Here is a 14542-nt window from a genome sequence, read left to right as displayed (position 1 = left end):
CCTAGCGAAGCTAGGCTAGGGGTGTGGGAGGACTTTTTCTATTTCTTTTATAAAGATGACAAAACACATCAAAACCATTTAAAACAAAAAAGCTTGTAGAAAAACATAGGTTTCTCTACAAGCTGACCTGTTTTTGATGTTCAAAAACAGGTTTTTCTTTATAAATTAAGAAGTTTTATTTTTATTGTAAATATCAAATGCAACGGCAATCAGAAGGACGAGGCCTTTAATTGCTTGCTGCCAGTCGATGCCCAGACCGAGCAGCGACATGCCGTTGTTCATGACCCCCATGACAAGCCCGCCGATGATGGCCCCGCCGATCGTGCCGATTCCGCCGTAAGCTGAAGCACCGCCGATGAAGCAGGCCGCAATGGCGTCAAGTTCAAACAGGTTTCCTGCTTTCGGAGTGGCCGCGTTTAGACGGGCGGCAAAAATCAAGCCGGAAAGAGCGGCTAAGACGCCCATATTGACGAAGACCATAAAGGTAAGCCGTTTTGTTTTGATTCCTGAAAGCTCGGCCGCTTTTTCATTGCCGCCGATTGCGTAGATTCTCCGCCCAATGACGGTTTTTTTCATAACGAATGTGTACCCGGCGATTAAGATGAACAATGTGATCAAAATGAGAGGTATGCCTTCGTACGTCGCGAGAATGTAGGTAAAAAGGTTGATAATGGCGATGATAAAAAACACCTTAATTGCAAACAGACCTTTTCCCTGCAAGTCAAATTGGTATTTCTTCTGCATGTTTCTCTGCTGAAGCTGATAGACGAGATAAAGAATCGACACTCCCGCTCCGGCGACAATCGTCGTCATATGGAGCGCGCCTCCGTTCAGCCAGTCCGGGATAAAGCCGGACGCCATTTTTTGAAAGGACACAGGAAATGGAGCGATCGATTTCCCTTCAAGCACGATCATCGTGAGTCCTCTGAACAATAACATACCCGCCAGCGTCACGATGAAGGCCGGAATCTTGACATAAGCGATCCAAAATCCCTGCCAGGCGCCGATTGCCGCTCCCAGAAGCAACGACAGGACGACCGCCGCAAACAGCGGCATATCGTTTTCGATGATCATCATCGCGGAGACGGCGCCGACAAAAGCGGCGACTGAACCGACTGATAGATCAATGTGTCCCGTGATGATGACGAGCATCATCCCAATCGCTAAAATGAGAATGTAGCTGTTTTGCAAAATCAGGTTCGTAATGTTCAGCGGTCTCAGCAAAATTCCGTCCGTCAGTATTTGAAACAGCAGCATAATAAACACGAGCGCAATGACCATGCTGTATTTCCGGATGTTCTGCTTATACATGTCGCGAAACAGCTGAAAGTAACCGGGCTGAGCGCGGTCTTTATCCGTTTGCACCGGTGTCTGCATACGCCTCTCCCCCTCTCTTCATGCGGATGGTCATATATTTCATCAGCTTCTCCTGATCAGCTTCTTCTTTGGAAAATTCGGCGGTGATTTCCCCTTCACACATCGTATAAATTCTGTCGCACATCCCCAGCAGCTCGGGAAGCTCCGAAGAGATCATCATAACCGCTTTACCTGCTTCGGCAAGCTGATTGATGACGCCGTAGATTTCGTATTTGGCGCCGACATCGATGCCGCGCGTCGGTTCATCCAAAATTAAAATGTCAGGCTCCGCAAAAATCCACTTGCTCAGCATGACCTTCTGCTGGTTGCCTCCGCTTAAATTTCCGGTCCGCTGGCCGATATCGGGTGTCTTGATGTTCAATTTCCTGCGAAAATCCTCCGCTTCATGTTTTTCGCGGCGCTCGTCCATCACCAATCGGCTCGACACCTTCTCCAGTTTGGACAGCGTAATATTTTCTTTAATGCTGTCATCCAGAATCAGACCGTTTCCTTTCCGGTCCTCCGTCACATAGACAATGCCGTTTTTAATGGCTTCTTCAGGGTGGCGGATGTAAAGCTCCCGCCCGTCTTTTTCGATTGTGCCGGAGATGTTTTTTCCGTATGATCTTCCAAAAATGCTCATCGCCAGCTCCGTCCTTCCGGAGCCCATCAAGCCGGCAATTCCTGCGATCTCGCCTCTTTTGACGGAAAGGGCCGCCATGTTAACCACTTTGCGATCCTGTTGAAGCGGATGGTGAACTGTCCAATCCTTCACTTCAAAAATGACGTTCCCGATCTTGGCGCTTCTGTCAGGATAGCGGTTTTGCAACTCCCTGCCGACCATGCCTCTGATGATCCGGTTTTCGGTCAATTGCCCGCTTTGCACATCAAGCGTTTCGATCGTCTGTCCGTCACGGAGCACGGTAATCGAATCTGCGACGTTCGTGACCTCATTTAATTTATGAGAAATCATAATTGAAGAAATCCCCTGTTTTTTCAGTTCGAGTAAGAGCCGCAGCAGATTCTCGCTGTCCGCTTCATTTAAAGCCGCAGTCGGCTCATCCAAAATCAAGAGCTGCACCTTTTTTGCCAAAGCTTTGGCGATTTCAACAAGCTGCTGCTTTCCGACGCCGATTTGGGAAACAAGCGTATCCGGAGATTCTTGAAGCCCGACTTTTTTCATTAATTCAAGCGTTTCCAGCTTTGTTTTTCGCCAATTGATGACGCCGCGGCTCGCCTGTTCATTGCCCAAAAAAAGATTTTCCGCAATGGAAAGCTGGGGGACGAGCGCCAGCTCCTGATGGATGATGACAATCCCCGCTTCCTCACTTTGCTTAATATTTTTGAATTGGCATACTTCCCCTTTATACAAAATGTCGCCCGTATACGTACCGTACGGATATACACCGCTCAGCACCTTCATCAAAGTCGACTTGCCCGCCCCGTTTTCACCGCAGAGGGCATGGATTTCGCCCGCTTTCACGCGAAGGTGGACATTGTCGAGCGCTTTGACGCCGGGAAACTCCTTCGTGATGCCTCTCATCTCCAAAATGCAATCGGACATCGGATCACTTCCCTAATTCCGATTCTTTATAGTAACCGCCGTCAACGAGCACTTTTTTATAGTTCTCTTTATCGACGACGACCGGATCAAGCAGGTAGGACGGAACGACCTTCTCTCCGTTGTCATACGTCTTTGTATCATTGACTTCCGCCTTTTCGCCTTTTAAGACGGATGTCGCCATCTCAACGGCTTTTTTCGCCAGCTCTCTCGTATCTTTGAAAATGGTTGAGGTCTGCTCCCCTTTAATGATCGAATTCACGGAAGCAAGCTCCGCATCCTGTCCCGTAATAACCGGCAGCGGCTTCTTGTCCGATCCGTAGCCCGCGCCTTTTAAAGAGGAAATGATTCCGATGCTGATCCCGTCATACGGTGAAAGCACCGCATCAAGCTTCGCTTTTGTATAATGCGCGCTCAGCAAATTGTCCATCCGGGATTGCGCGGTTGCGCCGTCCCACCTGAGCGTCGCGCCTTGCTCAAATGAAGTCTGGCCGCTCAATACCTTTAACTTGCCCGAATCGATATAAGGCTTCAAAACAGACATGGCGCCGTCAAAAAAGAAATGCGCGTTGTTGTCGTCAGGCGATCCCGCGAATAATTCGATGTTGAACGGTCCTTTTTTGTCTTTTAAGCCAAGCTTTTCTTCAATATATTTCCCTTGGAGTTCACCGACTTTATGATTGTCAAATGTCGCATAATAGTCGACATGTTTGCTGTTCATAAGCAGCCTGTCATAGGAAATGACTTTAATATCCTGCTTATTTGCTTTTTCAAGGACGTCTGTCAGCGCTTCCCCGTCAATCGAAGCAATGACGAGCACATTGACGCCTTTTGTAATCATGTTTTCGATTTGTGAGACTTGGTTTTCAACGACATCTTCCGCATACTGCAGATCCGTTTTATACCCGAGCTTTTCAAACTCTTTCACCATGTATTTCCCGTCATACACCCAGCGTTCCGATGACTTTGTCGGCATTGAGATTCCGACGTAGCCTTTGTCTCCCCCTCCGCTCGCCTGATTCCCCGAACAGGCGGAAACAATGAGACAGAAAAGCATTGCAATGATCAACAGCCAGCATTTTTTCATGCTTGGTATCCCCCTTTTGATTTCTCCCATCATGAATCATGCCAACTGTACCATGTCTTTCGAATGTCCGTCTTTTGAATTAATTAACTATTTTTATAAAAATCAGACTTTTATAAAGCGCTTACATTACAATTTTCTCCCTGTTCGTTCAATTCCCGACATGCGTCGGTACTGATTGGGGGATACCCCCTTCGTTTTTTTAAATACCGTGCTGAAATAGTGCTGTGTATCATAGCCCGTTTGTTCGGCAACATCATGAATCGAAAGCGGGGTTGTCTCTAATAGATGAACCGCTTGGTCCATGCGCATCTCTGTCAAAAGCTGAACAAATGTGATGCCGAGCTCCTTCTTCATGATCCTGCTCAAATAGACGGGCGAGACTTGAAGTGCATCCGCCGTCTGTTTTAAAGAAAACTCCCTTTCAGTGAAATGCTTTTTCATATATTCTTTGGCCCTCGTGACAACCGGCAAGATATTAAATGCTTTCGAGACTTGCTGTCTGCAATGCTGATAGCATTGCGCAGCTGAGCGGCCATTTTCGGCAAGCTTCGCGAAGCAGACGGCGGCGCCTGCCTGCATTTCAGCTTCGATCATCTCAGCAAGCGCCCGCTGTTCAGCTTCTGTAACAGAACGCCACAGGCAGGCGGCGATCAGACGGTCTCCATCGAAAAAAACAGCCTTATCCCGCTCATCGATAAAGAAGCGTTCTACTTTTTCTTTCAGACTGTCGGCTTCAGACGGCTTGTTCCATACATGCCCGGCCGCGATGACACCGAGCGTCTCAGGATAACGGGCCGGCAGCCGAAGGCATTCGAGCTGCCGGTAAACGTCTTCTTCGTCTGCCCGGCCTTCGATCCAGCTTCTGAAAACATGCTCTTTCAAAAGACCGAGGTTTTGTTGAATATGCTGCTCGGCAAGCTTTTGCTCGCTGAGCTTCTTTTTTTCAGCTGCCAGCGACACGCTGATCTTTTCGAGCACTTGTTCCAGATGAGCGGGATCGACCGGCTTTAACAAATAATCATCGACATTCAGCCGGATCGCTTCTTGCGCGTATGCAAACTGATCGTAGCCCGTCACGATGACAAAGCGGCACTGCGGCAGGACGCCGCGGAGCTTTTTCATCAGCGTGATTCCGTTGACGATCGGCATATTCAAGTCGACAATCAATAAGTCGATGCCGTGTTTGAGAGCGAGCTCAAATGCCTCTTCACCATTCTCCGCTTCAGCTGACACCGACATTTGATAGCGCTCCCAAGAGACGGCATCCCGTATTCCTTCCCGAATCCATGGTTCATCATCGGCAATCAGTACGCGCCAACATTCACTCAAGGCTTGTTCCCCCTTTTGTTAAAATTGGAAGCCGTATTGTGACGGCGGTTCCGGCTCCTTTTCGGCTTTCAACCGTTAAACCGTACGGCTCGCCAAATGTAAGGGCGATCCGTTCATGGACGTTGATCATGCCGTAGCCCGCTGTATCGTCCCTGTGTTTGAATTGATCGGTTATTTGCTTTAGCGTCTCTTCATCCATTCCGGCTCCGTCATCCTCAATTTTGATGATCAGCGAGCCGTCTTCCTCCATGCCTTTGATCGTAATATGCCCCTGCCCCTTTTTTTCTTTAATTCCATGATAAATCGCATTTTCGACAATCGGCTGAAGCACGAGCTTTAATATCAGGCGATCATCACAAAGCCCGGTCATTTCGATTGAGTAGTTTAATTTATCGCGGTACCGCGCTTTTTGGATTTTCAAATAGTTTTCAACATGTGCAAATTCATCAGACAGCGGAATGATATCTTTCCCTTTGCTCAAGGAGATGCGGAACAGCTTGGATAAAGCCTGCACGAGACCGCTGACCTCTTCCGCTCCTTTCTTCCTCGCCATCCAATTGATTGTATCCAGTGTGTTGTAGAGAAAATGAGGGTTGATCTGTGCCTGCAGCGCCCTTAATTCAGCTTCCCTTTTTTGGCGCTCTTGTCTTTCTGTGACCGACATCAGCTCCCTGATTCTCAACATCAGGCGATTGAAGCTTTTTCCCAATAGCCCGATTTCATCTTCCCTTTCCTCCTGATAACATGTTGAAAAATTCCCGCTTTCCGCCGTTTTCATGACAGCATTCAGCTTCAAAATCGGCCGCGACATGGAATGGGACAAATAATAGGAAGCGGACATTCCGAGAAACGCCGCCGTCAGTAAAAACAAAAGCACATACAAGTGGATTTCCTTCACTTCGAATACCGGTTCACCCGCTTTAAAAACGCCGACCGTTGTCCAGTTCGTAAAGGAAGACGTCTCATAAATGAACTGATACTCCTCTCCCTTAATCCGCTTCGAAAAATAGCCGGACCGGTCTTGACTGAACCACTTTTTCGGCAGAAACAGCTTTGAGGTCTCCGGTGCATAAATATTGCCGCCATTCTCATCCATGATCATCAAATAACCCGTTTTCCCCAAGCGGATATTTTTTGTCGCTTCTGCGAGGACGCGCAGCTTCAAATCGATGAGCACAACGCCTTTCACACGCTGTGTCTCAGGATCGATAACAGCTCTGACGGCAGAAACGACCTCGTCTTCCCTGTAATGCACATGGCTTCTGATATTCCGATTGACAGGCTTTCCGATCATCTTGAAAATTCCTTCATTAGCGACAGCCGCCAGATACCACGGTTCTTTTGTCAAATCTGTCGGCGTGCGTTCATACATCTCATTGCTGATCATCTCACCCTTATCATTGACGACGAGAATGCCTGCGGCTTCAGAATATAAAGAAGTCAGGCCCTGCAAAAACGTCCTTCGCTTATAATCCGCCTCTCCGTCCTCCTTTTCATGATTAAAAAACGCTTCCATTTCTTCATTCATTGATATTAAATATGTCAGGTTCTGCATGTGGCTGACATATACTTCAGCCGTCTTGTTTACTTCACCGATCAGCTGCAGCGTTTGGTCGATCACCTGTTTTTCAATAATATTTTCAACGGCCCATCCCGATAAAATGCCGAGGCCGATCGTCGGCAGCATGCTGATTAATAAGAGAAGGCTGATCAGCTTATGACGGATCGGCGCATTGTTAATCAAACGTTTAATCATTCGCATAATAGGCTGCCACATTTTCTTTCGTTATGATCGTAATGCCTGTATCGATCGCTGCCGGAAGCGGGCGTTCATGCTTCAGATGGTGATTTGAGAAAAACAGCATGTGCAGCGACCAATAGCCCATTTGCCATGTGTCCTGACCCATTGTCGCGGAAATCGATCCGCTTTTGATGCCGTCCAGCGTTTTCTTGTCTTTATCAAAGCCGATGATGCATACTTCCCCTTCAAGTCCCGCCGCCTTCACAGCGCGGGCCACACCGCTCGCCCCATTGGCTTCTGTCGTGAAAATTCCTTTGATGGACGGATTTTTTTCCAGAATCTTCGCCGCTTCTTTTTTCGACGTCAGCTCATCCCCTTTTCCGTCCAAAACCGCGGCGACCTTCATGTTCGGGTACTTTTGCTTGATCGTTTGTTCAAAGCCCTTCGTCCTTTCCTGGTGATTGTACTGACGCGGCTGGGTAATGATGGCGGTCTCTCCCTTTCCATCTAAAAACTCGGCCATTCGCCTTGCGGCCTCAGCACCCGCTTCCATATTATTTGTGCCGACATATGTAGAGGCTTTGCTGAGCGGAGCGTCTGAATCGAATAAAACGATCGGAATGCCCTGCTCGTGCGCCTTGTCGATGACAGGGTTTAAAGCTTTCGGATCTATTGCCGAAAGCGCGATCCCCGCCGGCTTTTTTGCAATCACCTGCTCAAGGACGGTCGTCTGCTCATGGACATCATAATGGGCCGCCCCCCGATACTCGACAGAGACGTTGAAAAGCTGCGCGGCATCCTCAAAGCCTTTCAGGCCGCTCTTCCAATATTCGATTCCCGATTGAAACGTAACCATCACATATTTTTCGGACAGACTTCCGGCCGCCGGCCTTCTGCTTGCTTCTGTAGATCCTGTTTTATCGCCCCGGGAATAGTCGTAGACATACAGAAAAAACAAACAGAGCATCACGGCATAAACAACTAACAGCTTCTTCATCTTCATCCCCCTGTTGGTCAGAGGACAAGACAGCGTTTACAATCTATCATAAAGTATATATTTAGCCGCATATTTTTCTTAGAATCCAGCTGAGGCATCCTGACAGAAATTCCGCCCGTCCCCTTTTTTCATCACAAACAGACAATTTCCCCCCTTGTTTATATGAAATATCTAATCTATTTGACATTTTGTTCGAAAAACCCTGTTTAGTATTCGACAAGATCGCCTCTTTCTTAAAATTACCTTAAAGTTTGTGAAACAAAAAATAAATATCATAAAAAACACAGCCCTAAGAACCATGTCTTTTGCCCTTGAAGGAAAATGGAGAAAAGTGCAAAATCGCAGTCACAATAAGGAATTCCCTGCTTAGCCGCTCGACTCGATTCTTTAATCACGGTACATTTTTCCTATTCAACTCATTTATACCATGTTGTAACATTAATAAGGTCCTTTAACGAACGGATCCCAACAGGTCATTTGAATCAAATTTTCCGGGAGGTGGCAGTAACATGATCTGGGAAAAAACAGTTTTATACGGGCTGCAAGGTACACTTCTCATCAAAAAACAACAGCTCGAACAACTGAAAAATTGCCAAACTGAATTAGAAGCAGATAAAAAGGAATTTGACGATTCAAAAGACAGCATCAAAAAGCCCGAACTGTCGCCGACAACATGGCAGGGCAGCCTTGCTGATTCTTTTAAAAACGTCAGAAGCGATATGAAAACGGCCTACAATGATATTTGCGGAAAACAGTTAAATGAAGTGTTTAAACAATTAAAAGAGAAAATCTCTTCCTTAAATGATGACATTGATTCACTAGGTAAGGATATCAGCTCATTAAAAACGAAAATTGAAAAACTGGAAAAAGAAGAAAGAGAAGCCCGCCGCTAAAGGAGTGATTACGATGGGTCAAGAAATCAAAGTCAAAACAGGCGAAGTCAAACAGGCGCTCTCGAAGCTGAAGCATTCAGCCCAAGCTGTGAAACCGAATGTGCCGACAGATATCAGCGGCAAAAACAACCTTGACGTCGTCAAAAAAATCGAAAGCATGAACAAAGATTTGAAAAGCCTGACAAAAGCATACGCATCAGCTCTAGCTAAACAAATTGCGCAAACCGAACAGGCTGTCAACGCCATAAAAGACGCCGACAAAAAGCTGTCGTCATCGATCAAAGCCAAGTAGAAGGAAGGGACTACGCATTGAAAACTCTAGATGTTCAGGCTTTTCAAACCGGCCTAGACAAAACGCTGACCGAATTAAAAAACCAGACTGACGAGATTTCAAAAGTCAAACAAAGCGTCAAAGGCCTCACCTCCCTTGACGACGCCTTAAAAGGCGCGGGCGGTGAAGCGATCCGCTCGTTCTATGAAGAGTGCCACACCACTTTTCTTCTTTTTTATGAATCTTTTATTTCCGATTATAAAGGACTTTTAGAAAAGACGAAAAGCGCGCTTCATTCCCTTGAACCGAACCAAAACGGCTTTATCTCGCAAAGCTTTCTTGAAAACGAACTCCATGACGGCGTCAGTCAAGCCGAATCGCTGACAGGCAGATTGACGTCAAAAGCCAATCAGACGATGGCCACTGTCAGCCACATCGTCGACCTGCCCGACCTCGACGATTCAGCCGTCAACGAAAACGCCAAAAAAGCCCAAAGACAAATCAGCGAGACACTAGAAAAGCTTCACACCTTTGACCGCGAACAGACAAATGCGCTAAAAGCGGCGAAGGAAGACCTTGACACGATGAAGCAGTACATTCAGCAGCTGGAGAAAATGTATACGGGGCCGAAAATTGAAATATCGGAATATAAAAGCGGTTCAATTTTAAAGCCGCAAAATGACTCAACAATCAGTCAAGCTCCCGGCGGCCTGCAAAACGACCTGCAAAACCCCGGCGAAACGCCGATGGAGAAGATGCTTGGACGGTTTAGCGAAAAAGACGAAAAAGGCAAAATCGACGACACAACAAAAGAAGAACTTCCATTTGAGATCGATTGGATGTATCCTGTATCGAGTGCGGGAAGTTTGTATAGCACTTCTACTGCGGCAACGGATTTTGGGAAGAATGTGAAGTATGTTGTTAAAGATGGGGTTAAAATTAAAAAAGGCATAGAAACCAATAGCGGCAGGAAGATAAGCGGATACAAGGTACAGAACGGGCAAGCGATAGGAATCAAAGGAAAAAATTACCCAGAAACTTGGACTAAATCACAGTTAAAAGCCGGAAACACTCCTAAAATTGCTGAATATACTAAAGCTTCATCTGCAGTAAAAGGGGCAATGAAAAGCAAGTTGGGTTGGGCAGGTGTTGCCATCACAACTGGAGAAGATTTAGTAAAAAATATAAATGACCCTAATGTCTCAACAGAAAAAACTGTTGGTGATGTTGCAGTAGATGTAGGAGTAGGTGCTGCTACCTTAGGAGTAAGTGCTGTTGTTGGTGCGGCAGTTATTGGAGCTGGTGCTCCAATTATCGCAGCTGCTGCTGTAGGTTTTGTTGCATCAGTGGGGGTTTCTATGGCGTTAGGTGGGATAAAATTAGGTAAAGATAAAAAAAGCGTAACTGATATGGCAAAAGATACAGTGGAATCTGGGTTGAAGACAGTCGCAGGCTGGTTTAAATAACCTAAAGGAGACGAGCATAATTGCTGAAATTAAATGAAAAAGTTATATTCAGAAGATTACCTGAAGAAACTAGGCATCATTTAATTATTTTAGTTGACCGAGACGAAAAAGTGAATATGTGCATATTAAATTTAATTATGTTAGATGCATTACTTTTATTTCTGCTACTTGCAAACGGAATAAAACTGTTTACTATGGTAGCTTTACCACCTCTTATACTCGTTAATTTATGGATGTTTATTTTATTCTTCAAAGACATGGATTTACATAGAAACAATCTTGAATTTGTACTATATAAAGGTTTTTCATTCAGTACTATGTCCTATTGCTGGTTTATTCTATCCCAGAAAATGTACTATTCCATACTAGGACTTAATTGGTTGTTTATTATTTTTTCTGTCCTAATTCTTGTTATAGTAGCTCTAGGTTCATTTCGCTACTACTTGAAAAAGTTTTCTATTCACAAACCAAAAAAAAGAGCAGTTCCTACTTGGGCAGTCTACTTATTAACGACTGGCCCAGCCGCTGGCTATATGATTTCCCAAATTACACTTCATTTTTCTGAATCTGTAATGAATATATTTATGAGCATTGTTTCTCTATTTGCAGCCTGCCTTTTTTCTTTTATAGGTGCCAAATTTATACACCAATTTCTTTTTGTTAAAACAAATCAAACCATCATTAAAAATATAGGGAAGGGGAGAAAATAATGGGTGAAAATAACCTACTGCCGAGCGGCTCAATCGTCCTCCTCGAAGGCGGAACAAAAAAATTAATGATTTACGGAAGAAAACAGATCGTCGTGAGCGAAGATCCGAAAATGTTTGACTATATCGGCGTTTTTTACCCCGAGGGCTACATTAATCAAGAATACACTTTTGCTTTTAACCATTCAGATATTGAGAAAGTGATTTTCGAAGGTTATGAGGATGAAGAGGAACGAGAATTTCAACATGTTTTAAAAGAAGCAGCCATCGATTAGAAACGGAAGCGTCTCATACATGGGACGCTTTCTTTTTGGATAAGAGATCGTTGTATTTATTTGAAAGTAGTTTTATATAAGCATCGCTTGTCGTGGATATGAGTGTTCAATTCTACCGAAATGAAAGAAAAGGCAAGTGAAAAAGATGCTAAATCAAGATTCGCTCGAGTATATCTATGAGATTATCCCCTGAACTCGTTTACGTTTTGCTTGTTTATAATCTTATTCGTCTTTATTAGGGTAGTGATTGTGATTTTATGAAAGGTTCGATATTACCTTATCGCTTTCCCATTAATAAAAATAAGAAAGAAATCTGAACGTGGTTAGCAACAAGCGTAGACCTTTGCTTTTAATTATCTGGACATTATAGTTTCCAAGGTGCTAAGAAAGAGAGCTTTTTATGAAAAACGAAAAACATTTTCTATATAAAAAAATAAACGAAGCAATGATCATCTTCACGATTTTATTCCCTGTAGTTGGTATCTTTTTTGTCATCATGACAATATGGGCGTTAGGAGAACAAGCCCCTTCAGAAATTCCCTTGGTTGTTTCCGTTATCAGCTTATTTTTTTTCGTTCCTCCACTCCTATTGCATATCTACAGAAAAAAGGTCTGGCTGAAAAAATACATGCAGAATTATAAAAATTCAGAGGGATAAGCGGAGGAATACAAGCTTTGCTGAGATTAAAAGAAACGGTTACATACAAAGATTTACCTTACAATATTCAATCTCATTTAACGGCTCCCATCAGCCGGGAAACGAAATGGGGAATGGCGTGTTTTATCGTGTTGATACTGGATATTTTAAGCATATTACCTGTGCTGGCGAACAAAGTAGATTTTTTCACATTCGCCGCTGTTCCTGTTGCTATCCTGATCAATATATGGATGATCATCATGAATACCAAAAACATGACCGGATATCATCATCATCTTCAATATGTTCGGTTTATGGGCGTATCATTCAGCGGTATGTCATATTGCCAGCTGATCACAGCGCAAAAAATGATGGTTTCTGCCATCGGTTTTCATTTACCGTTGATCAGTCTGTCACTATTCATATATGCCGCCTTTATCTTCCTCGTCATTCAGTATTACTTAGTTGTTTTCCCTGATTCTAAAAGAGGCAAAAGGGAGACAGCAGCTCCGACAAGGATGCTCCTGGCAGCTGTTCCGGCAGGCGGTTTTGTAATAAGTCATGCCGTTTTGCGAGTTTCCGAGTCTGCCGTTTATTTGTTGATGAGTACCGTCTATCTGCTTATGGCTTGTTTATTTTCTATGGTGGGGGTCAAATTCATCCACAAATACTTCTTCATTAAAGCGAATCAAGATATCATCAGACAGCATAGGATTTAAGGCACAAGGAGAGGTCATGTTTGAAAGGCAGTAATAAAATCATTCTCTTAGTTTATTCCCTATATGCAACAATCATTATTTTGACCGGCCTTGCCAAACCTGCAATGAACTGGAAGGAAAAGCTTGCCGTCATCGGCTTTATGTTCGTTTCAATCTCTTTATTCGCCTTCATCATTTATGTGTTCATAAATAGGCCGAAGAAAGATCAAAGCGCACACCGATGCAACATTGTCGCGAAAATCTTTTGGAAGAAATATAGAAAGCCGTTCACGCTCTCTTTCTACTTTGTCGGCATCCTGATTGTGGGAACTTCCGTGTTTTCAATGACCGGACTCACTTTCTTATGGAAATCCGCTATGTTCACGGTTTTGTGTGCCGCGATATCGTGCGGCTTTTTTGCGGTTTATCAAGCGGCGAATCAAATGCTGAACCGGTCTTGTTTGGAAAGAATGCCTGACGAAGAATGAGAAGCTTTTTATATCAGAAAAAAAGTCTTGTTAATAAACGCTGGAGTCCGCCATTCATAAAGGAGTAATGATGTCACCAGAAACTTTTGTTGAATATACCGAATATTTCATCGCCGGTATGTTGGCCGCTCATTTCGCTTACAGTTTGGGTTTTTTAATCATTGCGAGTCACATGATCATTGAATATGAAAAAATGATCTTTTTAAAACCTGAAAAATGGTCCCATAAAATCACAAATACATTCGTTTTTCTTCTTGTCGGCACCGGTTACTTTGTTTACAATCGGCTATTAAAATACAACTGGTTCCTGAGAAAACTGTATTTCGCCCTCTATCTTCTGGGCAGAGGCATTTTAAGCATCATCATCTTTTATATTTTTTCTTTTCTGATCCATCTCATTTTCAGCGTTTAAATCATTTACGATTGGAGAGATCCGAATGTCTAAATTTCTACAAAAACCAAGAAACAAAGCTATCTTATCCGTCTACCTGTTTTTCGTTTGCGGCTCCGTTCTCAGCTCTGTTCTGAATCCGGTGATGAGTCTGGGAGAAAAGCTGTTTATCCTCTGTTTTAATATTTTCTCGGCAACTTTATTCGCATTTCTCATTTATGTGTTGCTAAATAAACTGATGAAAGATGAAGACCGCAAACATCCGGCAGACCCCGAAAGAAACGGGATTAATCAAGTGATTTGGAAAAAATACAAAAAGCCGCTGATCCTGTTTGTTTATTTTGGCGGCGTGTTTTCCGTCTGCGCTGTTATTATTCCCATGTCGATATATACCGTTGCTGAAAAGCTCGTGATCCTTTCGATCGCGATTATTTTCATTACAATTGGCTGTACCTTGGCTTATAAAGTGACGAATAAGATGCTGCAGAAATAATTGAAAGGACCATGGTTCGCCATGGTCCTCAGCTTGTAGAGAAACCTATGTTTTTCTACAAGCTTTTTTGTTTTAAATGGTTTTGATGTGTTTTGTCATCTTTATAAAAGAAATAGAAAAAGTCCTCCCACACCCCTAGCCTAGCTTCGCTA

16 protein-coding genes are annotated in these 14542 nt (G+C 44.1%); 10 read left to right on the top strand and 6 right to left on the bottom strand.

Going from position 1 to position 14542, the window contains the following annotated elements; all coding sequences use genetic code 11:
- Positions 1-165: 165 nt before the first annotated feature.
- The 6 genes from mmsB to KI350_RS22525 all read right to left on the bottom strand — a co-directional run bounded on the left by mmsB (position 166) and on the right by KI350_RS22525 (position 8071).
- On the bottom strand, positions 166-1377 hold the full coding sequence (gene mmsB / locus KI350_RS22550; RefSeq protein ID WP_059231316.1) for a multiple monosaccharide ABC transporter permease: 1212 nt from the start codon (positions 1375-1377) through the stop codon (positions 166-168).
- Positions 1352-2920, bottom strand: a complete 1569-nt coding sequence (gene mmsA, locus KI350_RS22545) for a multiple monosaccharide ABC transporter ATP-binding protein (RefSeq protein WP_059231314.1) — start codon at positions 2918-2920, stop codon at positions 1352-1354. Before mmsA ends, mmsB begins: the two co-directional genes overlap by 26 nt.
- 4 nt (positions 2921-2924) lie before the next feature.
- Positions 2925-4004 (bottom strand): multiple monosaccharide ABC transporter substrate-binding protein, encoded by a 1080-nt coding sequence (gene chvE, locus KI350_RS22540; RefSeq protein WP_059231313.1) that lies wholly within the window; start codon positions 4002-4004, stop codon positions 2925-2927.
- Positions 4005-4130: 126 nt separating this feature from the next.
- Entirely contained in the window at positions 4131-5333 is a 1203-nt protein-coding gene (locus KI350_RS22535; protein WP_035337231.1) for a response regulator transcription factor, read from the bottom strand.
- Positions 5326-7089, bottom strand: a complete 1764-nt coding sequence (locus tag KI350_RS22530; RefSeq protein WP_302052749.1) for a cache domain-containing sensor histidine kinase — start codon at positions 7087-7089, stop codon at positions 5326-5328. Before KI350_RS22530 ends, KI350_RS22535 begins: the two co-directional genes overlap by 8 nt.
- Entirely contained in the window at positions 7082-8071 is a 990-nt protein-coding gene (locus KI350_RS22525; protein ID WP_059231310.1) for a substrate-binding domain-containing protein, read from the bottom strand. Before KI350_RS22525 ends, KI350_RS22530 begins: the two co-directional genes overlap by 8 nt.
- Positions 8072-8580: 509 nt before the next feature.
- Here KI350_RS22525 and KI350_RS22520 point away from each other — a divergent pair.
- The 10 genes from KI350_RS22520 (at position 8581) to KI350_RS22475 (ending at position 14390) form a co-directional block, all read left to right on the top strand.
- Positions 8581-8964 (top strand): YwqH-like family protein, encoded by a 384-nt coding sequence (locus tag KI350_RS22520; protein WP_003178893.1) that lies wholly within the window; start codon positions 8581-8583, stop codon positions 8962-8964.
- Between the two features lie 13 nt (positions 8965-8977).
- Positions 8978-9256, top strand: a complete 279-nt coding sequence (locus KI350_RS22515; RefSeq protein WP_020450144.1) for a YwqI/YxiC family protein — start codon at positions 8978-8980, stop codon at positions 9254-9256.
- A 17-nt stretch (positions 9257-9273) separates the two neighbouring features.
- Positions 9274-10701 carry a ribonuclease YeeF family protein gene (locus KI350_RS23135; protein ID WP_236808644.1) on the top strand — a complete coding sequence of 476 codons (1428 nt, stop codon included), beginning with the start codon at positions 9274-9276 and terminating at the stop codon, positions 10699-10701.
- Between the two features lie 20 nt (positions 10702-10721).
- A complete protein-coding gene (locus tag KI350_RS22505) occupies positions 10722-11411 on the top strand; it encodes a hypothetical protein (RefSeq protein WP_059231309.1) in 690 nt (229 codons plus the stop codon).
- On the top strand, positions 11411-11683 hold the full coding sequence (locus tag KI350_RS22500; RefSeq protein ID WP_059231306.1) for a DUF4176 domain-containing protein: 273 nt from the start codon (positions 11411-11413) through the stop codon (positions 11681-11683). Before KI350_RS22505 ends, KI350_RS22500 begins: the two co-directional genes overlap by 1 nt.
- A 400-nt stretch (positions 11684-12083) precedes the next feature.
- The gene (locus tag KI350_RS22495; RefSeq protein WP_059231305.1) at positions 12084-12341 is read left to right on the top strand and encodes a hypothetical protein; all 258 of its coding nucleotides are present in this window, start codon (positions 12084-12086) and stop codon (positions 12339-12341) included.
- Positions 12342-12358: 17 nt separating this feature from the next.
- Positions 12359-13039, top strand: a complete 681-nt coding sequence (locus KI350_RS22490; RefSeq protein ID WP_059231304.1) for a hypothetical protein — start codon at positions 12359-12361, stop codon at positions 13037-13039.
- 20 nt (positions 13040-13059) lie between these two features.
- The gene (locus KI350_RS22485; protein ID WP_059231302.1) at positions 13060-13506 is read left to right on the top strand and encodes a hypothetical protein; all 447 of its coding nucleotides are present in this window, start codon (positions 13060-13062) and stop codon (positions 13504-13506) included.
- A gap of 67 nt (positions 13507-13573) precedes the next feature.
- Entirely contained in the window at positions 13574-13918 is a 345-nt protein-coding gene (locus KI350_RS22480) for a hypothetical protein (protein ID WP_228119604.1), read from the top strand.
- Between the two features lie 25 nt (positions 13919-13943).
- On the top strand, positions 13944-14390 hold the full coding sequence (locus KI350_RS22475) for a hypothetical protein (protein ID WP_020450132.1): 447 nt from the start codon (positions 13944-13946) through the stop codon (positions 14388-14390).
- Positions 14391-14542 lie beyond the last annotated feature (152 nt).

Origin of the sequence: Bacillus sp. J41TS8 (genome assembly GCF_018333035.1) — a bacterium.
Lineage (GTDB): Bacteria > Bacillota > Bacilli > Bacillales > Bacillaceae > Bacillus > Bacillus paralicheniformis.
This window is presented reverse-complemented; position numbering and strand designations above follow the sequence as displayed.

Bases quoted from the DNA above. Each gene is read 5' to 3' on its own strand.
- mmsB (WP_059231316.1), bottom strand. From the start codon at position 1,377: ATGCAGACACCGGTGCAAACGGATAAAGACCGCGCTCAGCCCGGTTAC.
- mmsA (WP_059231314.1), bottom strand. From the start codon at position 2,920: ATGTCCGATTGCATTTTGGAGATGAGAGGCATCACGAAGGAGTTTCCC.
- chvE (WP_059231313.1), bottom strand. From the start codon at position 4,004: ATGAAAAAATGCTGGCTGTTGATCATTGCAATGCTTTTCTGTCTCATT.
- KI350_RS22530 (WP_302052749.1), bottom strand. From the start codon at position 7,089: ATGATTAAACGTTTGATTAACAATGCGCCGATCCGTCATAAGCTGATC.
- KI350_RS22525 (WP_059231310.1), bottom strand. From the start codon at position 8,071: ATGAAGAAGCTGTTAGTTGTTTATGCCGTGATGCTCTGTTTGTTTTTT.
- KI350_RS22520 (WP_003178893.1), top strand. From the start codon at position 8,581: ATGATCTGGGAAAAAACAGTTTTATACGGGCTGCAAGGTACACTTCTC.
- KI350_RS22515 (WP_020450144.1), top strand. From the start codon at position 8,978: ATGGGTCAAGAAATCAAAGTCAAAACAGGCGAAGTCAAACAGGCGCTC.
- KI350_RS22500 (WP_059231306.1), top strand. From the start codon at position 11,411: ATGGGTGAAAATAACCTACTGCCGAGCGGCTCAATCGTCCTCCTCGAA.
- KI350_RS22495 (WP_059231305.1), top strand. From the start codon at position 12,084: ATGAAAAACGAAAAACATTTTCTATATAAAAAAATAAACGAAGCAATG.
- KI350_RS22480 (WP_228119604.1), top strand. From the start codon at position 13,574: ATGATGTCACCAGAAACTTTTGTTGAATATACCGAATATTTCATCGCC.
- KI350_RS22475 (WP_020450132.1), top strand. From the start codon at position 13,944: ATGTCTAAATTTCTACAAAAACCAAGAAACAAAGCTATCTTATCCGTC.